Here is a 23,559-nt window from a genome sequence, read left to right on the forward strand (position 1 = left end):
TATTTATTCTAAAATCCCCTACTTAACGAAATCTCAAACTCCCACAATCTTTTATTTTATCCCTACCTATCCTTTAAATAAAATAATCATTCAGAAAAATGAATTTGAAATTAAAAATCAGGAACTTTATGATTCGTTTTTAAAAGTTATTTACAAATATTTTAAACCAAAAAATATGAAAAAACTATTGCTATTGTTATTACTGGTTACAAATTGGGCAATTGCTCAAACCAAACAATACCCCAACATTGATATTCCTTATAAGAAATTTGTATTGGAAAACGGACTAACCGTAATTGTTCACGAAGACCATAAACTCCCTATTGCTTCTTTCAATATCTGGTATCATGTAGGAAGTAAAAATGAAAAACAAGGAAAGACCGGTTTTGCACACCTTTTTGAACACATTATGTTTACCAGCACTGAGCACTGGAGCAATTTTGACGAAGTAATGCAAACTGTCGGCGGTGGAAACAATAATGGAACCACTAACAACGACCGAACCAATTACTTTGAAACCTTTACCAATACCGGTTTGGAGAGAGTTTTATGGGTAGAGGCCGACAGAATGGGATTTCTGTTGAAAGGACTCGACAGCACAAAAATTGAGATTCAGCGAGGTGTAGTACAAAACGAGAAACGTCAGGGAGATAACCAACCCTATGCCATTGCTGAAGAATTGACAGTAAAGGCTACTTATCCCAGCGGACATCCCTATTCCTGGACAGTGATTGGGAGTATGGCCGACCTGAGTGCAGCCAGTGTGAATGACGTAAAGGAATGGTTCAGAACCTATTATGGACCCAATAATGCCGTGGTAGCCATTGCCGGAGATGTAAATGCTGAGAATGTAATGGAATTGGTGAAAAAGTATTTTGGAGAAATTCCCGCCAGCCCTCCAATCGCGAAATTCACACAGAATATCGCAAAAATGAAAGGTCTTACTTACCAACAAGCACAGGACCGGGTTCCTCAGGCTCGATTACAAAAAACCTGGAACGTCCCGGCTTGGGGTACTGTTGAACTTACCCAATTGAATTTGTTGGGTGATATTTTGACCAACGGTAAATCATCAAGATTGTATAAAAGATTGGTTTTGGATGAAGATTTGGCTACAAACGTGTTTTTCTATACCAATGAAGGGGAAATTGGCGGACAATTTTATCTTTTTGCTGATGCCAAACCTGGAGTTAGTCTGAAAAAAATCAACAATATCATCAATGAGGAGTTGAAGAAAATATTTACTAACGGTGTAACGGTAGAAGCAGTAGAAAGAACTAAAACCAATTATTTCGTACAATTACTGAAAGGTTTGGAAACAATCGGAGGTTTTGGTGGAAAAAGCGACTGGTTGGCCATGAGTGAAACATACGGAGGGAGTCCTGACGCCTATAAAACCATTTTGGAATACATCAAAAAAGCGAATCCTGCCGGGACAAAAAAAGTTGCCAATGATTGGTTGAGTGATGGGGAATACGTTTTGGAGATATTGCCCTATCCCGATTTCACAACCACAGAAACCAAAATAGACCGTACTGCAATGCCTCCGGTAGCTAAGCCTTCAGCAGCCAGGTTTCCGGCAATCAAGACTTTCAGCTTGAGCAATGGCCTTAAAGTATATCTTGCCGAAAAACATGAACTGCCTTTAGTAAATATGATTACTACCTTTGGAGGTGGTTTTACAGCGGATAAATTTGCCCAATTAGGCACAGCTAAAATGACAGGTACCATGATGCTCGAAGGTACCGCCACTAAAACAGGAACTCAGATCAGTGATTTGTTGAATTCTTTGGGTACTACGCTTTACAGCAGTGCCGGAGTGGACAATTCGGTTATAAATATGAGTTGCCTTAAAACCAGCTTTGATGCCTCTCTGGCACTTTATTCCGATGTTTTGCTGCATCCTTCTTTTCCTGAAAAAGATTTTGAAAGAGTAAAAAAAGAACAATTGCTGGCAATAGATCAGGAAAAAGCCTCTCCAGGCAGACTGGGAAGAAGAGTTTTGCCCGCTTTGCTTTACCCTGCTGATCATGCCTATAATATGCCTTTGACCGGTACCGGCACCGCAGAATCGGTTGCTAAAATTTCCAGAAATAGTTTGCAGAAGTTTCATGAGACGTGGTTTGTACCCAATAACGGATTTATGGTTGTAGTAGGAGATATTACCGAGGCCGAGCTGAAAACTAAACTTGAGAAAAGTTTGGTAAACTGGAAATCCAAAGCAACTCCGGCAATCGCAATTGGTGATGCTCCTTTGGCGGCATCCCCTGCGGTTTACATCATCGATAAGCCTGAGGCTTCGCAATCTCAAATTTTTGCCGGACATACTTCGCTTTCGGCCAAAGACAAGGACATCGATGCTTTTGGATTGATGAACAATATTTTAGGTGGAACATTCCTCTCCAGATTAAACATGAACCTGAGAGAAGATAAACACTGGAGCTATGGTGCGGGATCAAATATATCGCCTACCAAAGGCCCGGGGATGTTTTTGGCCAATACAGGTGTACAAACCGACAAAACCAAAGAGAGTGTGGTTGAAATATTGAAAGAACTGACTCAAATCAATGATAGCAAGCCTATTGCACAAGATGAATTTGAGAAAGAAAAAAATGGAGCCATTTTATCAATTCCGGGGGATTGGCAAACCAATAATGGTATCATCGGCTTTTTGCAGAGAAGTATCCTATTTGATCGTGGACTGGATTATCCTAACCAATACGCGACCAATCTTGAAAACTTAAGCCTTAGCGACATGCACAATGTGGCAAAGAAAGTTGTAAAAGCTCAGAACATTACCTGGCTGATAGTGGGTGATCGTGCAAAAATTGAAAGCGGAATTAGAGAGCTAAATCTCGGACCCGTAAAAATCCTGGATAAAGACGGAAAGGAAATCAAGTAAAAAGAAAGGCCAATCTGAGAATTCGGATTGGCCTTTTGCCCAAATTCTACAATAAAATATTTCTAAAAAGAGTTCCCAATAATAAATCACATAGTTTCAGTTCATTAAAAAACTGTTTATTTACACCAGAATATTCGCAATTGTTTTCTTAATTGGGGCATGAGGCGATTTGTGCAGTAAAGGTGGTTCCTTTTGCCTCAAATCCATTTTTTAAAAGAATACTTTTCCCAGAATAAATAATAGTTTTCGCATTAATATTAGCATCCGTTTCGATTGGGTTTAAGGCTTGGTAATATGAATTTGAAGTAATAGTTTTGGGTATTACCCTTGAATTTGGACAAAAATTAAAAATACAACTATTCGATAAATATAAACTTGAGATTTCCTGAGGATTTGGGATTCCAGAAATAATTTTAATATTGTCCATTAATCCAACAAACGAATTCAGATTATCGTATTTACTACCAATACTATATGTCAGTGGGTAGTTATAAAAACTTGGGTATTGTCCACCCTGATGCCGAATACTATTATCAAGGTTTTGATTTATATAAATATCATAACCGTTACTTAAAAATTGTACTGAAATAAAATACCATTGCCCCGGAATTAATGTTGAATTAGAGGAAAATGTCCTCAAAGTTGAATTTAAGAAATATTCACCATTTTTATTTGCTACTATTTTCAGCCCACTCTGTGTTTTCAAAAGATAAATTGAATAATAATTTAGGATATTCCCCATTCTAAAAAGAACTATTTTATCAAAATTTTCAGCTTTTATCCAAGTTGAAAAATTAATACTTGTTGGTTTTAAAGTAGAATCATAAAATTCATACCTTGATAATTCCGAAAATTTTGCAGCGTTTTCAAAATTCCCAAACCTATCTGAATCTAGAAATACACTTGTAGAATTTGAGCCTTTATAATTTGGTTGAATAATTTGATTATTGAATGGTAAGCATTCAGCCAGCTTGGGCTTTACATAAAACTTTATTGTATCATTTAATTCTACCAATCCGCAGTGGTTTTTAATTCTATTCAAAACCATATAATTCTCACCACTTTTATATGGCATAGTCCTTTGAGTTGGAATAATACTATTTAACAACCTAGCATAATCATTTATTTGTTCAATTCCATTGATATTGTATTTAAAATCGAACGGACCTCTCCCTGAAAACTTTAAACTGTATTTTAGCATATCCCCCTGATCAACAATATATTCACCTAAGGGTGGCAATACTACACCCGGCAAATTTTCGCAAATCCTATATTGACACTCAGTTATTGAACTAAAAAGTCTGTTTACAATGGTGTCATTAATTGCACCACTGAAAATTTTAAAATCATCCAATAAGCCAATAAATGAATTTCTCTCAGAGCCAGTTTTTTTTCCAATGTAGAAAGGGAACTCAATATTGTAAGCGAAAATAAAATTAATTTTAGTATCTATAAATAGCTTATTGTCTAGATATATTTTAAGGTTACCAACACTGAAAAGGTTACCACTATTAAATATTAAAACCAATTGATGCCAAGAATTATCAAGGTTATTTACTATGAAATCAAAATTGTAATTCTCTTGCAGTTTTTGAAAAACAATTCTGTAGTTATTCCCATTCAATTTCTCCAGAAATAGCCGATCTTCAAAATTACCAGAAGTTACAAAGTCAAAGAATTCATATTTTTGATTTACAACCATTAGATTTGATGTCTTAAACCTGAAACTTACACTGTAGTTTCTTGGGTTACCATCTTTAATAATAGTTGAAACAGTTGAATTTGTATTTAAAGAAACTGACTTACCAAGACCATCATTTAAATAAGAAATACCTACACTGGTAGTTGAATTTGAAAAATAATCATTAGTATTATCGTTAAAATTATAACATCTTATTTGAACAGGGGATGTAAAAAAATCCATCGTGTCAGCTAAAAAGCCGGATCCACATTGCCCGCTTAAATGGTTAATGCTTTCATATTTTTCATTATTTAACATATGAAAGGTATATTGGCTATAATTGGAGCCGCTATATGGCTGATTTGGATTAATATTCTGTGTCCAAGCTAATGTTATTTTTGGAATTTGACTGCCAATTTGATAAACTAATCTATCTAGCCAAAAAGATTCAAATAACACATTTTCATAAACTTCAGATACCCCTGGATTGTCAATTCTAAACCCTGGCAAATTTGCTTTTGGAATTGTATCACAAAAAGAAACTGTACAGGACTCTTGATTTGCTAATTCATGAATTTTGGAATTATTGAAACTCCCTGATAAGTATCGGAAATGATCTATCGAACCAGTAAAAAAATTAGTTCCCAATAGATTCTTTCCAATAAATAATTTTGAATTTATTCCATAATCAGGAACTTCAAAATCATTCTGGGTTATTGATTCTTCATGATTATAATTTGATCCTATTGTAACCTTTGAACTATCCTTTGAAATCCACAATTTTTGCCAAACATTATTATGAGATGGGATTCGAGTTTGGTAGATTCTGTTTCCCCTTAATTTGCATGTAAAAACAAACTCATTCTGAATCAACTCAAGCTTTTGAGCTGAATTGTGCTCAGATCCCAAGTTTAGGATAGTTTGGGATGTTCCACTTATTTGTTCAGGTTTCACCCATATTGAAATTAAATAATTCTCACCGATTAAGTCTCTACCAGAATATTCCAAATAGTCATCAATTCCATTTAAATGAATTGCATTATTTACTTTCCCTATTCTATCTTCAGTGTATTGGAACCTTGCATTTGAGAATTCCTGACCACTTTGCTGGTCATCCAGAGAATTATCAAAAGGAATACAAGAGACAAGTCTTCTATCTCTTGAATATACTAGGTAGTCAATATTGTTTTTTATGACTTTCCCAGTTCCGCAAGTATTTCTGACAGTAGCCAAATCTATGCTAAAGGACTCACTATAATGAACAAAATGCCTCCAATCATATAAGTTATTATCAGCTGTATATTCATATACCCCATCCTCGATTGTAAAATAAAAAGGGGGAGTTCCAGTAAATTTTATTTTCGGAATAAACTCTTGTCTTTCCTCTTCTCTAATCATAAAATTATCAGTGACAAATTCTGCGGTGGGTAATTCACAATTTTGTACTTGGGGTACAAAATGCTTAATTGTGGTTGAGGTCTCCCCCCCCATTGTGTTTATATAATATGTATCTGGTAAGTTACTTTCATTTCTTATTCCAACTAAATAATAAGCACCAGAAAATGCGTTCTTTAATTGTAATCTCAATTCTTGCTGCGTGTCCGTACATTGTATTGGTCCACTAAACATAGCTTGACAAGCATCAAAATATGTTGTAGAAAAAGGACCCCATATTGAGCCATTTATATTGACATGATTATTAGTTCCAATCCAAAGCTCTCCTCCAACTGGATCTAAATTTTCAACTTTAACTAATAACCAGGTTTCATTTTGAATACCTCCGGTAATACATCCCCAATTTACATTAGGGCCTCCAGTTCCAAAGGTATTATCATTAATAACTGTGGGCGTAGAAAAATTAGAGTTATAGGTAACAAAATCTGAATTAACATTTAAATTACTACAGAAATATTTTGGATTTGGACAAATTTGTGAAACAGCTTCACAAACTATAAGTACCATAAAAATAGTTTTTCTTATCATGGGATTTGTAATTAATTTCAGGTTCAAATTTAATTATTTATTTCTTATTTCTCCACCGACAAACTAAACGGAAAATCGCTTTCTTTTGCTCCTTTATTTTCATTGGGTTTTGAGCTCATTTTTAAATCTAAAATACCGCCTTTCATGATGGCTTCGTGAGTCAAATAGTTTTTGGTATAAGGCTGGGCATTGAGTTTTGCATCTTGCACAAAAACTGTTTCATAAGAATTGTTCGGGGCATTGATCACAAACTTTTTACCGTTTTCCAACGTCAAAGTTGCTTTTTTGAATAAGGGTGATCCCAATACATACTCATTGGTTCCGGGGCTTACAGGATAAAAACCCAGTGCCGAGAATACATACCATGCGGAAGTCTGTCCGTTGTCTTCATCACCACAAAGGCCATCAGGGGCATTTTTGTACAATTTATCCATAATATTCCTAACCAATTTCTGTGTCTTCCATGGTTGACCGGCATAGTTATACAAATACGGCATGTGTTGTATCGGCTGATTGCCATGAGCATACTGCCCCATATTCATAATCAGCATTTCAGTGATTTCGTGAATCTGCTGGCCATAATAAGAAAAATCAAAAGTCGGAGCGGTGGTAAATACGGAATCCATTTTATTGACAAAATTCTGCTTCCCTCCCATCAGGTTTTGCAAGCCTTTGATGTCATGAAAAACACACCATGTCCAGTGCCATGAGCAGCCTTCAGTAAAGGCATCGCCCCATTTATCGGGCCTGAAAGGAGATTGAAAAGTGCCATCGGCATTGCGACCCCGCACAAAATTCACATTTTTATCAAAAACATTTTTGTAATAAAAAGCCCTTTTGTAAAGAGTATCCTGCTCAGCTTTCGGGCGATTGAGTGCTTTGGCCAGCTTCCAAAGCGTGAAGTCATCATAACTGTATTCGAGGGTTCGGGCTGCATTTTCATTGATATTTACATCATAAGGAATATAACCCAGCTTATTGTAATATTCTACCCCATAACGGCCCACTGAACTGAGTGGCCCGGCATTTTGGGTATTTTTCCAGAGAGCTTCATACAAAGTATTAATGTCGTAGCCTCTGATACCTTTCAGATAAGAATCTGCTATCAATGACGCTGAATTGGAGCCTACCATACAATCTCTATGCCCGGGACTTGCCCATTCCGGCAACCAACCACTCTCTTTATAGGTATTGGCGAGCCCTTCCATGATCTGGCCATTTAGCTCCGGAAACATAAGTGTAAAAAATGGAAATACCGCTCTGAATGTATCCCAAAAGCCATTATCGGTAAACATGTATCCCGGTAAAACCTGTCCATTATAGGGGCTATAATGCATGATTTTGTTGTCTTTATCCAATTCATAAAACTTCCTAGGAAACAACATGGTGCGGTAAAGTGCCGTATAAAATGTACCTTTTTGAGTTTCTGAACCGCCTTCTACTTTGATTCGGTTGAGCTGTTTATTCCAGATTTCCTGTCCTTCTTTACAAACCTGATCGAAAGTTTTGTTTCCGATTTCTCTTTGAAGGTTGATTTCGGCCTGTTCGGGACTTATGAAAGAAGAAGCAACTTTCAGATTAACAGCCTCATTGGTTTTGGTTTTAAACCTTATCACCGTTCCTACGTGCTTACCGGTAGCCTCCGTTTTTAGCATATCTAAAGTACCATCCTTTGCAATATGCACTTCATCAAAAGCCTTATCTACATAAATCACAAAGTAGTTTTTGAAATTTTCGGGCACGCCGCCGGAGTTATTGCACGAATATCCAATTATCTTTCTTTCCTCAGGAAATACCTCAATGTGAGAATTTTTGAAAAATGCATCCACAACCAAATAAGCTTTATCGGTTTGAGGATAAGTAATTCTGAATCTGGCTGCCCTTTCTGTTGGAGTGATTTCTACCGTCGTATTATAGTCTGAAAGATAAGCTTTATAATAATGAGCCTGAGCCACTTCGGCTTTATGCGAGTACCACGATTCCCTTTGATTTTCATCAAATACGAGTTTTTCTGTAGTTGCAAATATCGAAAATGCACCGTAATCGTTGATCCAGGGAGAAGGTTGATGGGTTTGTTTGAAACCTCTGATTTTCTTTGCACCGTATTGATAAGCCCAGCCGTTTCCCATTTTATTGGTTTGGGGTGTCCAGAAGTTCATTCCCCATGGTAAAGCAATAGCAGGATAAGTGTTTCCATTGGAAAGACTGTAATCTGAATCGGTCCCAACCAATGGATTTATATAAGATGATAAATCAGAGTTTTGAGCGAAAATATTGAATGACAATAAGGTAAGCAGAAAGGCTTTTTTCATTTGGAATAAATCTGGTTTTAAAATGTGAAATTAGGCAAATACCTCAACAAAAAGAATGGGAAATTGTAGTTTTTAAAATTTTTAATTAATTATTTCCATTCCGGGAAATTCAAGCGGATTCTCACACTTTCAGCATAAGATTTTAAAGCAGATTCATCTGACAGATTTAACACTGGAAAATTGGATGGATTTTGTTCATAATCAGTAATAGGAATAACAAAATAAGACTTTTTGGGTTTCTTTTCAATGTATCTCCAGACCGGTAAATAACCCGATTTTGCGATTTCAACCTTTTGCTTTGAATTTTTTTTCAAAAGTACTTTCAACAAGATTCCTCCGTCGGCATTAGGCATGGTGTGGTTTGAAATAAAATTCCCTAATGAGTAGGCAACCAGATGTTTACCTGTCGGGTATTCAATAATTTCAATGGGTTGCACCACATGAGGATGCATGCCCACAATCATATCCACGCCGTTTTTAAGTAAAAATGCTGTCTGTTCCTTTTGTTTGTCGGATATTTCAAGACTATGTTCTTTTCCCCAATGCAGAAAAGCAATGATAAAATCCGGATTAATTTTTTTTGCTTTTTCTAAATCTATTTTGATTTGATTGGTATCTGATTTATTTATAATGGAGGGTTTGATGGTGGGAATACCGTTGGTACCCACAAAAGTGTAATTTAAAAAAGCCAGTGTAAAGCCGTTTTTTACAACAATCAAGGGATATTTCTCCTCTCTTTCTTTTTTATTTTTAAATGTACCCGAATGATGAATTACCAATTGGTCCAATTTATCAATGGTATGCCTCACTCCTCTTCTCATGCCATCATTGGCGTGGTTGTTGGCATTGAAAAGTACATCAAATCCTGCATCTTTCAAAGCCTCGGCATAGGCATCGGGACTTCGAAATATAGGCAAAGGCATAAATCCACTATAAGGCTTTCTACCTGGCAAAGTTACTTCCAGGTTTCCAATCGCCAGATCTGCATCTTTTAAAAATGATTTAATATATTGGAAACAAGGTTTATAGTCATATATATTCCTTGCTTTTTTTGCACTCAAAAGCTGTGATTCATGACCCATTATATCCCCGGTAAAAATCAGGGTTAGGGAATCCTGTGCAAATATATTTTTGCATGAAAGAAAAATGAAAATTAGGAGTACTGTTTTTCTCATTAAGAATTAAAAATACATTCAACACTTTCTTAAAATTAGGAATAAATTATTTATCTATCTGAATTTCTGATTTTTATACCAAATAATAAAAATGATTTGCTTGTCAATTTTTAAATCCTGAAACTTGCTTAACAAATCAAAACGCAAAAACTATGGCTACTTTTGTAAACACTTATTCGCCCCGAATTATCTCAAATTCTTCTGATAATCAGTTGACTGCATGTGCATTGGTCGGAATCAACTCTGTGGTGATGGGTTGGTCGGTACCCGATAATTTTGACCGAAAAGACCTTTTGGGATTTGCGATTAAGAAAACGGTTTTTGAGGAAAATGGATTGGTGAGGTACCAAGCCTGGCTAGAAGGCAACAAACGTTTTGATTTTCAATCTCAAACAGCTCTAAGTTTGTCTTCAGAAGAGGCTCCTTTTCAGCGTTTTGTATGGAATGATTATACCCTCAATTCAAATTTTTCCTATTCATTTGAAATATTCCCACTTTTGGGTGATCCTAAAAATCCAACAAAAGGAAAACCTGCCGAATTAAGTTTTAAACCAAGTTTTAACGATGATGGTCAGTTTGGACTTTATACCAATCGGGGGGTAACAGCGGCACAGGTTTATCTGAGAGATTTTGGAAAAACCAATCCCAAAGAAAGTCGGGAAGCCCAAAAATGGCTTTCGAGAGATTTGAAAGAATCTTTAATCAGATTTATCAATCAGGCACAGGCGGGTGATAAACTGCATTGTGCCATATATGAATTTGAGGATGAAGAAGTTGCCACGGCTTTCGAAGCGGCCACCCAAAGAAATGCAGAAGTGATGATTGTGTATCATGCCAAAAACCAGGAAAGAAAAGAGAAGAATGAGCATACCCTGGACAAATATCACTTGATACCTAATCATGCAAAACCAAGAACTAAAATACAGAATATCAGTCACAATAAGTTTGTGGTTTTATTGAAGAATGGTTCACCAAAAGCAGTTTGGACCGGCACCTGCAATTTTACCTTCAACGGTTTTTACTTGCAGACCAATATGGCAACCGAAATCAGCCATCCCACCACAGCAGATGCATACAACAAATACTTTGAAATATTGGTGGGAGATCCTGATATGAAAGGACGAAACAATCCCGCCAAAGCATCTATTTCTGATTTGATTATGCAAACAGACGCTGCTTTGAATAATGAAGGTTGGAAAGTCAACTTTTCACCGATTTCCAAAAAACATTTGCTTGAAAAATCGGCTGACTTAATCAAACAGGCCAAAAGTGCGGTTTTGTTTTCGGCTCCTTTTGGATTGGATCAGGTGTTAGTAGATGAGTTAGGATTAAATGCTTCAAAAATAATTGAATATGGATTGGTTAATAACACTGCCAAAGCCAAAATCGAAAAATTACATTTTGCCAATACCCGGTTTTATACCCCTACCCGACTCGAGAAATATGCCGGCATTCCCTGGGATGCCAAGGCGTTTGGCAGTCATAAAATCCATACGAAATCACTGGTGATTGATCCCTGGAGTGCTGATAGCAAGTTGATTGTAGGCACAGGAAATTTTAGCGACGAAGCCTGCACCGATAACGATGAGAATTTCCTTATCATTGAAGGCAATCAGCGAATTTCGGCCATCATAGCCACCGAATTCATCAGAATGTGGGAACATTACAAAAACCGCTGGTTTATTAGTCAATTAAATACTGATCCGGCGAGTATCCCGCAATTAGACAAAACCGGAACCTGGTCTGACACCGCCTACAATGTAGCCAGCCGTAGCTATAAATTTAGAGAGAGGGAAGTATTTACGGGGAGGGAGTGAATACAATCAGGCTTTAGGAGCATCTTTCTTAACCTCTCTGATATACAAATCTTCCACTTTTTTGCGAGCCCATGGCGTTTTCCGAAGGAAAGTCAATGAAGAATTGATACTGGGGTCAATCCTGAAACAATTGATTTTGACTTGTGCATACATGGCGTTCCAGCCCATTTTTATGATTAAATACCTGAGAATGGCTTCCAGCGTCATGCCATGTAATGGATCCATTTAAATGATTTTTAAGAGTTTTTGGTAAAATAATGTCACCGCAATTGCGATTCCGAAGCTAAGCAATGTGCCTATCAAAATATATTCCGTAAGCCTTACTTCGTGGCTTTTGGTGAGGTCTCCAAACCGAAAAACCGACTTGGCTGCCAATAAAAACCCGACGCCTTCCCAATGGTTGAGCACTATGAAAACAAAAACCAGAATCCTTTCCATCATGCCTATGTATTTGCCTGCAGCATTGGTGGTTTCGTTTTCCTGTTTCCATCTTGACATCAACAACTTAATCACCACTGAAGCAATATAAGTAATTGATATAAAAGCAATTGAAAGAAGCAAGTATTTCTTTTGGAGTAAAATCATGTAATCTATCCTGAATTCAAAATAGATTTTTGCTACAAAAAATATTACGAGCAGGTGTAAAAGCTGATCAATAATGAAGAGTTTCCTGGGCTCCATTTTTCCCTGAAAATACAGTTTCGCCCAGTCAATGAGGAAATGAGACAAGGGAATGATTAAGAATACCGCCCAATATCTTAATTCAAATTGCAGAAGTACCCACAACAAAGCGGCATGTATCACCACATGAAAATACAGATATTTTGACTTGTGCTTTTTGCGGTTTTTATCTGCCACCCACTTGTCGGGTTGAAACATAAAATCACCCAAAATATGAGCCAGAATGAGTTTCAGAACAAATTCAGTCATAAGCTATGGATTTTGAGTTTATAGTAGTCCAATACCTTTTGTATTTCATCGTATCCTGCTCTTTTCAGGCCTTCACTTATCGTACTCTGGCCATCTTTCCCGATTTTTTTTGCTATTTCCATTTGATTGGCTTCCGGGTGCTCCAGTTTCAATTTGACCAGCTTCGCTGAGGTTTCTGTCCATCTTTCCATGGTCAAAGTCACCAACGATAGCATCACATTCAGTGCAGTATCAAGGTCTTTATTGGGAGTTTTTATGGCCAAAGTTTGTTTTTTCAGTTCATCAAAACATGCTCCTGAGTTTAGAAAAGCCGTTCCGTTGGATTCCGTGATTTTGGCACTGCGATAGGTCACTTCTCCCAGCCCAATAGCCAGTCTCACGTCCAGGCCCGCCCATTGTTTTATCTCGGCTTTGATTCTGATAGCAGCTTCCAGGGCATCCGTGTTTGCAGTATTTAATTGAAAGCTATCGCCACGGTAAATCTCCCAGTTTTTGGGTTCTTTGCCGTATCTTTTCAACACAGACTTCAAGGCAGGCAGCCAGTCGTCAGGACTTACTTTCCTCGAATTTATGATATCGCCTGTTATAATTGCTTCCATTTTTGTTTAAAAAACATTCAAATATAAACAACAGATATTGTTTTTCCAAAAATATCGTCTAATTAACCGATATTCTTAATTATCGGTTCCAGAGACGATATTTTAAATTATCGGCTTAAGAGACGATAATCCAATTTATCGGTCATAAAGCCGATAAATTTACAAAAACATTGTCAATTTTAAATTCAGAGAATATTTCATGAAGTTTACTTTTTAAAAAATGCTTTCAGGGCATTGCAGACTTATCTTTGCAGAAAAAACATCCTCCTGAATGGATTATTTCAAAACCCTGGCTGATTTGCTCAAAACAGAAAAAATCGAAGACCAGGCTCAATATAAAAGACTTACAGAAACGGCTTCGATAGGCGAAAAACGGGCAAACGGACTCACCTGGTATCCCATCGCCATCAGAGGGCAGGAATTGGGTCGCGGAGATTATCTGACTGTTGAAGTCGAGCGAACTACCCATCAGGACCTCTCGCATCAGTTCAGGTTTGGAATACCGGCAGTGATATTTTCCAATCACGACCCCAAAGTTGACCGGGTTGAAGGCATAATCAACCACCAAAGCGGTAACAGAGCCAAAATCACCCTCAGAACCGACGAACTACCTGACTGGTCTCGTGACGGAAAACTGGGGCTGGAAATACTCTTCGACAATAATTCTTACGAAGAAATGGAGTCGGCGATAAAAAAGGCTCAGGATTATAAAAATGCAGATGTTTTAACCGGAATTTCTAAGCCGGTTTTTGAAAATAATTTCGAAAAAATAAAAATCCAAAACCTTAACGACTCACAAAATCAGGCAGTTAACAATATAATATCGGCACAACAACTGGCCATAGTGCATGGTCCTCCGGGTACAGGAAAAACCACCACCATAGTAGCCGCCATCACAGAAATGGCTTCAAAAAATCAGAAAATACTGGTTACCGCACCGAGTAATGCTGCAGTAGATCTGCTGGCTGAAAAGCTTTCAGAAAAAGGTCTGGAAGTTCTAAGGGTGGGCAATCCGGTGAGGGTATCCGAAAGGCTAAATAAGCTTACTTTAGAGGCTAAAATGAGTCAACATCCTGCTTTTAAAGATATTAAAAAACTAAAAATTCAAGCCAACGAATACCGGAGCCTCGCCCACAAATACAAGCGGAATTTTGGAAAAGCCGAGCGGGACCAACGCAAAGCACTTTTTGATGAAGCCCATAAGATTTTGAAAGAAATCGAAAACATCGAAGAGTATATCATGGATGATTTAAGAGCAAAAACACAGGTTGTTGCGGCCACCTTAGTTGGAGCAAACCATTATACTGTATCCAAAAATCAATACGATGTGGTGATTATCGATGAGGCAGGACAGGCACTGGAACCCGCCTGTTGGATACCCATCCTTAAAGCTGAAAAAGTAGTATTGGCGGGCGATCATTGTCAGCTCCCTCCTACCATAAAGTCTGAAATAGCAGCTCAACAAGGTCTTTCTGTTACATTACTAGAAAAACTGGTCAATACCCATCCCGAAGCCGTAACGCTACTCGACACGCAGTACCGCATGAATGAGAAAATCATGGCACATTCGTCAGGAGAATTCTACGGAAACCGCTTGATTGCTCATGAATCTGTAAAAAACAGGGTCTTGAATCAGGAAATACCGCCTCTGCTTTATATTGATACAGCAGGATGCAGTTTTGATGAAAAAATCGAAGGAACCAGTGCCACCAATCCTGATGAAGCTGCCTTTGTAGTAAAAAGAATGGAGGAGTTCAGCAAATATTTTGACAACAAGACCAGCGTAGCAGTAATCAGCCCTTACAAACAGCAAATCAAAATACTGGAAGAACTGGTAAATGCATCCGAAACTTTAAAACCTTTTCTAACCAATATTTCTATTAATACGATTGACAGTTTTCAGGGCCAGGAACGTGATGCGGTGTTTATTTCCATGACACGCTCCAATCCAGAAAACCAGATAGGTTTCCTCGGCGATACCCGACGCATGAACGTAGCCATGACCCGAGCCCGTAAACTTCTGTTAGTGGTAGGCGATAGTGCAACCATCGGCAGCCATCCGTTTTATGCAGGATTTATCGAAAATTCAGAGAAAACCGAGGCGTACAAAAGTGCATGGGAATTCTTAAATTTGTAATCTCATGAATTTACAAAACCTTCCAACAGTAAGCATTATCATCCCTTCCCGAAATGAAGAGAATAATCTTCCTTTTTGCTTAAAATCACTCGAAAAAATAGATTATCCGAAAGAAAAGCTGGAAATAATACTAGGAAATGATAATTCTGAGGATGCTACGCCACAATTGCTACAAGCCTTTGCCAATCAATATTCTCATGTCAGGTATATAAATATTCCAAAAGCCGAAAAAAATGAAACACTGAAGGCAAAAACCAGGGCTTTGAATTTTTTGATAAAAGAGAGCACCGGAGATTTTTTATTTTTTTCAGATGCAGATATTGAACTACCTGCAGGTGGGATAAATGCCATGCTCAAAAATCTGGAGCCCAATATGGGAGTAATGGTGGGTGTCACTGCTTTCAGAAATACTGATTTCCTCAATGCCATGCAAGGCACAGAATGGCTCATGGTTCTGACCATGATGAAGTTTTTTTCGGACTATAAAATCCCTACCACCGGAATGGGAAATAACATGATGGTGACTAGAAAAGCTTATGAATCGGCAGGTGGCTATGAAAAGATTGGTTTTTCGATTGTCGAAGATTATGCTCTTTATCAGGCAATTATAGCCCAAAGATTTGACTTTAAACATGTCTTTGAACCCGATATTGTGGCTTATACCCGACCACCGGCAAATTTTCTGGAGCAAAGAAAACGATGGATAAAAGGTGCTTTGGAAAGTAAGTCCTGGCTCATCGTTTTAGGGCTATCTCAGGCATTTTATTTACCTGTTTTTATACTTTTGGCAATATATTCTCCAATTTCATTGGGTATTACAAACGGCATCTTGTTGCTCTTTTATTTATTTATAGTTTTATTTTTTGAAAAAAAACTGGCTCTGAAAGGTTATATGCGGTGGCTTCCATTATTTTTGATTTACATGCCGCTTACCTGGTTTGTTCAGTATTTCGTTTTTCTTTTTTCAAAAAAAATAGACTGGAAAGGCCAAATATTCGAATCAAAAATATTCTGAAAAACAATTTATTTGAAAACATTATAATTAAAAGAGCAGATTTTGCATTTTTGTGTGTTTTTTAAATCATTATGAGCAAAAAAGCTTTAGAACTCATCATCGACAACCTCGACACCGTTTTCAGAGGAGATGCCTGGCACGGTCCATCTGTAATGGAAATCATCAATAGTTTACCTTTGGAGAAGGTCACCCAAAAACAGCAGTTTTCCAGTGAAACTATTGCACAGCATGTTTTTCATCTGATGGCATGGAGGAAGTTTGCCCTGGAAAAACTAAACGACAACATACATTACAGTCTTGAAACTGAGGAAGACAACTGGGGAAATGCTGAAGATATTAAAGCTGAAAACTTTCAGATTCTGGTAGAAAACCTTAAAAAGAGTCACAATGCTTTAATTGATAGCCTCGAAAGTTATGATGATGAGCTTTTGGAGCGAAATGTACCCGGAGAATACTATAATTTTTATAAACTATTAAATGGAATAATTCAGCATGACACCTATCATCTTGGGATGATCTGGGTGTTGTGGCAGTAAATTTATCGCTATGGCACATACCAATACCAATATCGAAAACCTAAAAAACCTTTTTAACTCTGCGTTTCACGGCGGAGCATGGCATGGTCCTTCAGTGCTTGAGCTCACTAAAGGTCTGACAGTAAAAGAAGTATCTTACAAAGCAGGAAATGTTCATAATATCGCCGAGCTCATTTACCATATCACAAGCTGGAGGATTTTTGCTGTAAAAAAATGCAGGGAGACGAAGCCTATGTGATTGAGGACGAAAAACTTAACTGGGGAAATATCGGGAAAATTGATCAGTTTGAGCTCGAAACACTCATGATGGAGCTTACCCTCAGCCATGATGAATTAATAAAAGAATTGGAAACCAAAACCGATGATTTTCTGAATAAAATAGTTCCAGGGGCAGAATATACCTTTTTCACTTTATTGACAGGGATCATCAATCATGACCTTTACCATGCCGGACAGATTGCCATTTTGAAAAAACTAGCAGCTAAAAACGCTAAAGGTGGTGACGATGACTTCATTGGAAGTAGCCGCTACTTTGAAGATGATCTGGAAGATGATTTTATTTAAGTGACAGATATTAAAACAAAAAAGCCTTCGAAATCAGTTTTCGAAGGCTTTTTTTATGAGATATTTTTTAGTCTGCTTTGGTGAATTTTGAAGTACGGCCAATCAGGGAAATTCCGATATAACCTCTTACATCGAGGTGCGTAGGACTCACCTGAGTGATAATGCAGGAATAAGTCTTGCCGTTTTTTGGGTCATAAATCGTTCCATCTTCCCATTTTTTATCACTGACTTTTTTGAAGTTTTTCATAAAAATCAGGCCCATTAATGGAGTGCTTCTCAATTTGGCTTCAGGGTTTTTGGTGTCTGTACGTGGTTTACCATTTTCTAGAGGGTCTTTGAGCCATACCACCTTTCCGTAAAATTTACCTGCATTTTCATAAAACTGAACTCTGGAAGTTTTCTCTTCATTGTACCAGGTTCCTTTGGTGATGTCCTGGGCTTTTGCTCCAAAAAACATTAATAAAAATGCAACTGAAAGAATTCTTTTCATTCTGATTTTATTTAAGAATTGATTATTGTTGATAGTATTTTTTTGTAAAATTCAAAAATAAGAAAGGAAATACAAATTCCAATCGATGCTCCAACAAAAACATCTATAGGAAAATGTACACCCAGATAAATACGACTATAGGAAACAATTATTGCCCATAAGAGCATAGCTGGTTTCAGGTATTTTTTATAAATACCAATTTGTGATATTATAAAAAACAAGGCAAAACTATTGGAAGCATGCGATGAAACAAAGCCATATTGTCCGCCACAATTGCCCACCAGATGCATCTGAGACATAATTTCTGGATTATGACATGGTCTTAATCTTCCAAAAAATGGTTTCATCAACCCGGAAGTAATAAAATCAGAGCAGCCTACGGCAACTATTATTATAAGGATATAAATAATTCCTTGCTTAATCCCGAATTTTTTAAATAATAAAAAAATAAGAAAAACATATAGTGGTAACCAGGTTCGGGAATGCGATACCCAAAGCATTATCTGATCAAAATAGCCATTGTGGAAGCCATTTAGCCACAAAAACAAATTATGGTCGATATTTATTAAAAACTCAATCAAACTTCAAAAGTGTCCTTACTTTTTTCATAGTATCCGACGCAATATCCGCCGCTTTCTCCTCTCCTACTTTTAATTTGGCCTCTAAAGCAGCACTATCAGCCATAAAATAATCAAAAAGCTCCCTTTGTTTTCCGTATTTATCCAAAATCAAATCCAAAAATTCCTTTTTGGCATGACCATAACCATAACCACCCGCCAAATATTTCTGACGTATATCGGCTATTTGAGATTCGCTACCAACTAAAGAATATAATTTAAAAACCAGACATGTTTCCGGATTTTTGGGTTCTTCCAAAGGCGTGGCGTCTGTCACAATTCCTTTGATTTGTTTATAAAGCTCTTTTTCAGGAAGAAAAATATCTATGTAATTATTGTATGATTTGCTCATTTTTTGGCCGTCCACACCAGGAATGGTCATAATTTGCTCATTAATCAGGGATTCAGGCAGCACAAAAGCTCTCCGAATACTCGGTTAAACGAAGCCGCAATATCTTTTGACATTTCCAAATGCTGTTTTTGGTCTTTCCCAACTGGTACAAAATGAGCCTGATACAATATAATATCAGCAGCCTGAAGGACAGGATAGGTAAATAGCCCCGCATTCACATCAGAAAGTTTATCTGACTTCTCTTTAAATGAATGGGCATTGGCCAACATAGGATAAGGTGTAAGACAACTTAAATACCAGAGCAATTCCGTATGAAAATGAGCCAGTTTCGACTGACGATAAAAGTAATTCTTTTCGGCATCAAAACCACAAGCTAACCACGCCGAAGCTACCGCCCGGGTATTTTCTTTAAGAACGACAGGGTCTTTAATGGTTGTAAGTGAATGTAAATCAGCAATAAACAGAAAAGATTCATTTTCCGGATTTTGTGAAAGTTTTATTGCCGGCTCTATTGCTCCTAAAATATTTCCCAAATGTGGTCGACCGCTGGCCTGAATGCCGGTTAATATCCTTGACATATGTTATTTTTACGAAGTTTTTATTTTTGCAAAATTAGCTATTAAATATATGATTAAGGAGAGTACTTTAGAATTTTTAAAAAATCTGGAAGAAAACAATACCAGAGAATGGTTTGAAAGTAACAGAAAACTATATGAAGCGTCTAAAGCCAATTTTGTTGACTTCTGTAGTGTTATTTTGGAAGAAATGAAGCTATTTGAACCAGATTTTTCAAACACACAAGTCAAAGATTGTATTTTCAGAATCAACAGAGATGTTAGGTTTTCCAAAATAAAAGTCCATACAAAAACCATCTATCTGCAGCATTTGGTCCCGGTGGCCGTAATTCCGGCAAAATTGATTATTACATACAATTACAAAATGGAAAAACTTCCATCGGTGGTGGTATGTGGCAACCTTCGGCTGGAAATCTGGCTAAGTTTAGGCAGGAAATCGATTACTCTCCTGAAACTCTTAAAAGTATAATTGAATCAAAGGAATTTAGAAATCACTTTCCTGAGGTCTATGGTGAAAAACTAAAAAAAGCACCAAAAGGATATCCTGTTGACCATCCGGAAGTTGAATTGTTAAAGTATAAAGAGTTGTTTTTCTATAAGACATTTTCCAATACTGAAGTGCTTTCAGGCGATTTCCACACTATTATTCTTGGACATTTCAAAATTCTTAAACCATATATCGACTATGTAAATGATTTGTTTTTCGCAGAATTCTAAACATTACAATCAGAATATTATTTTAAGTTTTTATGAAAAGACAAAATATTATTAAAGTTTACACAAATGGCTGAATTTTGGAGAAATCAACATGGTTTTCAAGTTATAATCAGGAATATTTCAATTATTTTCAAGAAAATGATATTTTTCAATTGTACTTTTCTAATATTTTTCAAAAATATTTAAATTTTATTCCATTTTTTAACGTGTTTTTTCATTTTTTTTCAAAATTTTATTCTGAAATATTTGGAAAAAGCCAAATCATAGGTTTAAATTTGTACAACAAAACAAAAGAAATTATGAGACATACTATTGACAAGCAGACTTACAAGTATCTTTTCGGAATCCTAATGTTTTTCGCCGTTATTTTGGCTCTCATTACCGGAATGTTGTATATTGATTTGGCAGGATTTGCCCCTAAAACTTTAACGTTTTCGGCTTCTTTGTTTTTTATGCTTGTTGGTGTTTCGTTTTGGTTAAGAATCGAATATTTAAAACATTATAATTTATATGCCTACAAAGCCAGAAGATTGCCAATGTGGTTTACTGCTGGTGCTTCAATGATTGTTGGCATACTGATATTAATCTAAACTCTATCCTACTTAATCATAAAAGAGGCTTTTTGCCTCTTTTTTTTTGTTTATTTTTAAACAATTCCATCTGATTTTTGGTTAACAAATTTGACCATTCATCAAATCATTTTAAAATGCTTAAAAAAATCATATTTTCATTTATTTTCTTTTTTTCCATTTATTCAGCTTTTTCACAGAAAATCGGTAGTATTTCAGGTAAAGTCCGGGATAAAAGTTCTCAGGAAGAGCTGCCTTTTGTAAACCTGCAATTGAGTGGCTCAAACAAAGGAGCAACTACTGATGAATCAGGTAATTTCAGAATTTCAAACATTCCGGTAGGAAGTTATAATCTGGTGGTTTCCTATGTAGGATACAAGCCTTTTACGCTTTATAATATTGTTGTTAACACCGGAAATGAAAATAATTATGTGATTGAGCTTGAAGCCGATGTTGCTACCCTGGATGCCGTCGAAGTTAAAGCAAAAACTCAAACTGCGGTAACAGCCACTATCGAAACGCCTTTGAGTGTTCAAAAACTAACCACAGAAGAAATCAAAGCCAGCCCGGGTGGGAATTTTGATATAAGTAAAGTTATACAGGTTTTACCGGGAGTTGGAGGCGGTGTTGGAGGTGGCAGCTTCAGAAACGACATCATTATCAGAGGCGGCGGAGCTAATGAAAACGTATTCTATCTTGACGGTATCGAAGTACCCGTAATTAATCATTTTCAAACCCAAGGTAGTAGTGGTGGGCCACAAGGAATGTTAAATGTGAGTTTTATTGAAGATGTAAAACTCAGCAGTTCAGCCTTTGATGCGAGATATGACAATGCATTGAGTTCGGTTTTTCAGTTTAAGCAAAAAACAGGTAATCCCAATGATTTTCAGGGAAATATCAGATTAAGTGCCACTGAGCTGGCAGGAACACTGGAAGGTCCTCTTTCAGATAAAACTACGTTTCTCGCTTCGGCCAGAAGGTCTTATCTGCAATTATTATTCAAAGCCCTTGATTTACCTATCAGACCCAATTACTGGGATTTTCAAACGAAAATTCAACATCAAATCAACAAAAAGACTTCTTTGAGTTTTATCGGTTTGGGTGCAATAGATGATTTTAGTTTTGTGATTTCAGATGATTATTCACCCGAAAAAGCAGAAACCATAAATTCTTCGCCCACTATAAACCAGTGGAATTATACGGTTGGGGCATCGCTCAAAAGGTTGGTTCACAATGGATTCTGGAATCTTGCCCTTAGCAGAAATATGTTTGACAATAGCATTGTAAAATATGAGGACAACCAGGAACCCGAGACTTCTGCTAAAACTTTGGATTTGAATTCCAGAGAAATCGAAAACAAACTTCGCTGGGACATGAACAAAACCGTTGGAGCCATGAAGTTTTCATATGGTGCAATGGTGCAATATGTAAAATATCAAAATACAACTGAAAATGTAATCCGGAAAGAAATTTTGAGTTCAACGGGTGCGGTAATTCAACCCGAATTGAGAATAAATTTCATGAGTCCATTGGAGCCATTTTTTAAATATGGTGCTTTCGTACAATTTGGTAAAAGATTTATAAATAACAAATTAGGAGTTTCCGGTGGTCTCAGGACTGACGGAAATAGTTTCACTGATGATGGAAATAATTTCCTGAAAACAGTTTCACCAAGAGTGTCTTTTAGTTATTTTGTCAATAATCATTGGGCTATAAATGCCTCTGCAGGGAGATACACCAAACTAGCACCTTATACCATTCTTGGATTTGCCGATAACACCGGCAAACTTGTCAACCAAAACGCCCAATACCAAATATCCAATCACCTGGCGGGAGGTTTCGAGTACTTGCCTGATCCTAGTTTAAGGTTTACACTGGAAGGATTCTACAAAGGCTATGAAAATATGCCGGTCTCCATCAGAACCGGAGTGAATTTGGCCAACATGGGTGCTGATTTTAATGTTTTGGGCAATGAGGCTGTTCAGTTTGATGGAACCGGAAAAGCCTATGGCATTGAGTTTTTCGCACAGAAAAAACTAACCAAAAGGTTTTTTGGCGTAATGGCATACACATTTTACAGGAGTTTATTTGCCGGTACAGATGGCAAACTTGTTTCCAGCAGCTGGGACAACCGACATTTAGTAAGTTCAGCTTTGGGTTATAAGTTTAGAAAAAACTGGGAAATAGGACTTAAATTCCGATTCCAGGGCGGTGCTCCTTATTCTCCGATAGATATTGAAACTTCAAGAAAGAATTTTGTAACACAGGGAATCACCTATTATGACTATTCGAGGTTGAACAGTATGAGATTAGGAGCATTTAATAGTTCAGATTTAAGAATTGATAAAAAGATAAATTTCCGGAAAACAACACTGGATTTATATCTGGATGTAACTAACTGGTATTTATCTAAAAGTCCGGATGTGCCGGAATTTGCTCTGAAAAGAGATGCGAACACCAATAATTTCCTGACCACTGATGGAAATCCGATAAAAGGCGACGGTTCTAATGGGATCGATGTTATTGTAAATGAGCCTTCTGCCCTGGTTACACCAACGATTGGTTTTATTTTAGAATTCTAATTTTGA

General features: G+C 36.9%; 15 protein-coding genes and 3 pseudogenes. 9 read left to right on the top strand and 9 right to left on the bottom strand.

What is annotated here, in order from left to right; translation table 11 throughout:
- Positions 1 to 175: 175 nt before the first annotated feature.
- Positions 176 to 2,902, top strand: coding sequence for an insulinase family protein (locus IPP61_17170; protein MBL0326871.1), 2,727 nt, complete (start codon positions 176 to 178; stop codon positions 2,900 to 2,902).
- Positions 2,903 to 3,050: 148 nt separating this feature from the next.
- Here the strand turns inward: IPP61_17170 and IPP61_17175 are convergent, their stop codons facing one another.
- The 3 genes from IPP61_17175 to IPP61_17185 all read right to left on the bottom strand — a co-directional run bounded on the left by IPP61_17175 (position 3,051) and on the right by IPP61_17185 (position 10,053).
- A complete protein-coding gene (locus IPP61_17175) occupies positions 3,051 to 6,545 on the bottom strand; it encodes a hypothetical protein (protein ID MBL0326872.1) in 3,495 nt (1,164 codons plus the stop codon).
- 65 nt (positions 6,546 to 6,610) lie between these two features.
- Complete coding sequence (locus tag IPP61_17180) at positions 6,611 to 8,878, bottom strand: GH92 family glycosyl hydrolase (protein ID MBL0326873.1); 2,268 nt, start codon at positions 8,876 to 8,878, stop codon at positions 6,611 to 6,613.
- 89 nt (positions 8,879 to 8,967) lie between these two features.
- Positions 8,968 to 10,053: a CapA family protein gene (locus tag IPP61_17185; protein ID MBL0326874.1), complete on the bottom strand. Its 1,086-nt coding sequence runs from the start codon at positions 10,051 to 10,053 to the stop codon at positions 8,968 to 8,970.
- A gap of 152 nt (positions 10,054 to 10,205) precedes the next feature.
- On the opposite strand from IPP61_17185, the gene IPP61_17190 reads away from it, so the two are divergent.
- Positions 10,206 to 11,870 carry a hypothetical protein gene (locus IPP61_17190; GenBank protein ID MBL0326875.1) on the top strand — a complete coding sequence of 555 codons (1,665 nt, stop codon included), beginning with the start codon at positions 10,206 to 10,208 and terminating at the stop codon, positions 11,868 to 11,870.
- 6 nt (positions 11,871 to 11,876) lie between these two features.
- On the opposite strand, the gene IPP61_17195 is transcribed toward IPP61_17190, so the two are convergent.
- From IPP61_17195 to IPP61_17205, 3 genes are read right to left on the bottom strand one after another with little or no spacing between them, the layout of a single operon-like run.
- Positions 11,877 to 12,095 (bottom strand): DUF2132 domain-containing protein, encoded by a 219-nt coding sequence (locus IPP61_17195; protein MBL0326876.1) that lies wholly within the window; start codon positions 12,093 to 12,095, stop codon positions 11,877 to 11,879.
- Positions 12,096 to 12,800, bottom strand: coding sequence for a DUF3307 domain-containing protein (locus tag IPP61_17200; protein MBL0326877.1), 705 nt, complete (start codon positions 12,798 to 12,800; stop codon positions 12,096 to 12,098).
- Positions 12,797 to 13,399 carry a transcriptional regulator gene (locus tag IPP61_17205; GenBank protein MBL0326878.1) on the bottom strand — a complete coding sequence of 201 codons (603 nt, stop codon included), beginning with the start codon at positions 13,397 to 13,399 and terminating at the stop codon, positions 12,797 to 12,799. The genes IPP61_17200 and IPP61_17205 overlap by 4 nt, the downstream gene beginning before the upstream one ends.
- A gap of 271 nt (positions 13,400 to 13,670) precedes the next feature.
- On the opposite strand from IPP61_17205, the gene IPP61_17210 reads away from it, so the two are divergent.
- The 4 genes and pseudogenes from IPP61_17210 (at position 13,671) to IPP61_17225 (ending at position 17,651) form a co-directional block, all read left to right on the top strand.
- The gene (locus tag IPP61_17210; protein MBL0326879.1) at positions 13,671 to 15,536 is read left to right on the top strand and encodes an AAA family ATPase; all 1,866 of its coding nucleotides are present in this window, start codon (positions 13,671 to 13,673) and stop codon (positions 15,534 to 15,536) included.
- Positions 15,537 to 15,540: 4 nt separating this feature from the next.
- Positions 15,541 to 16,551, top strand: a complete 1,011-nt coding sequence (locus IPP61_17215) for a glycosyltransferase (protein ID MBL0326880.1) — start codon at positions 15,541 to 15,543, stop codon at positions 16,549 to 16,551.
- A 71-nt stretch (positions 16,552 to 16,622) separates the two neighbouring features.
- Complete coding sequence (locus IPP61_17220; protein ID MBL0326881.1) at positions 16,623 to 17,087, top strand: DinB family protein; 465 nt, start codon at positions 16,623 to 16,625, stop codon at positions 17,085 to 17,087.
- A 10-nt stretch (positions 17,088 to 17,097) separates the two neighbouring features.
- Positions 17,098 to 17,651: pseudogene (locus IPP61_17225) on the top strand (DinB family protein).
- A gap of 67 nt (positions 17,652 to 17,718) precedes the next feature.
- Here IPP61_17225 and IPP61_17230 read toward each other — a convergent pair.
- From IPP61_17230 to trpS, 3 genes and pseudogenes are all read right to left on the bottom strand, one after another.
- Positions 17,719 to 18,141, bottom strand: a complete 423-nt coding sequence (locus IPP61_17230; protein MBL0326882.1) for a DUF2147 domain-containing protein — start codon at positions 18,139 to 18,141, stop codon at positions 17,719 to 17,721.
- A gap of 11 nt (positions 18,142 to 18,152) precedes the next feature.
- On the bottom strand, positions 18,153 to 18,722 hold the full coding sequence (locus IPP61_17235; protein ID MBL0326883.1) for a phosphatase PAP2 family protein: 570 nt from the start codon (positions 18,720 to 18,722) through the stop codon (positions 18,153 to 18,155).
- A pseudogene (gene trpS / locus IPP61_17240) lies at positions 18,715 to 19,688 on the bottom strand (tryptophan--tRNA ligase). The gene IPP61_17235 and the pseudogene trpS overlap by 8 nt, the downstream one beginning before the upstream one ends.
- Before the next feature lie 49 nt (positions 19,689 to 19,737).
- Here trpS and IPP61_17245 point away from each other — a divergent pair.
- From IPP61_17245 to IPP61_17255, 3 genes and pseudogenes are all read left to right on the top strand, one after another.
- A pseudogene (locus tag IPP61_17245) lies at positions 19,738 to 20,402 on the top strand (DUF2461 domain-containing protein).
- Between the two features lie 299 nt (positions 20,403 to 20,701).
- A complete protein-coding gene (locus tag IPP61_17250) occupies positions 20,702 to 20,992 on the top strand; it encodes a hypothetical protein (GenBank protein ID MBL0326884.1) in 291 nt (96 codons plus the stop codon).
- A 116-nt stretch (positions 20,993 to 21,108) separates the two neighbouring features.
- Positions 21,109 to 23,553: a TonB-dependent receptor gene (locus IPP61_17255; GenBank protein MBL0326885.1), complete on the top strand. Its 2,445-nt coding sequence runs from the start codon at positions 21,109 to 21,111 to the stop codon at positions 23,551 to 23,553.
- The last annotated feature ends 6 nt before the right edge of the window (positions 23,554 to 23,559 follow it).

This window comes from Cytophagaceae bacterium (assembly GCA_016722655.1).
GTDB lineage: Bacteria > Bacteroidota > Bacteroidia > Cytophagales > Spirosomataceae > Leadbetterella.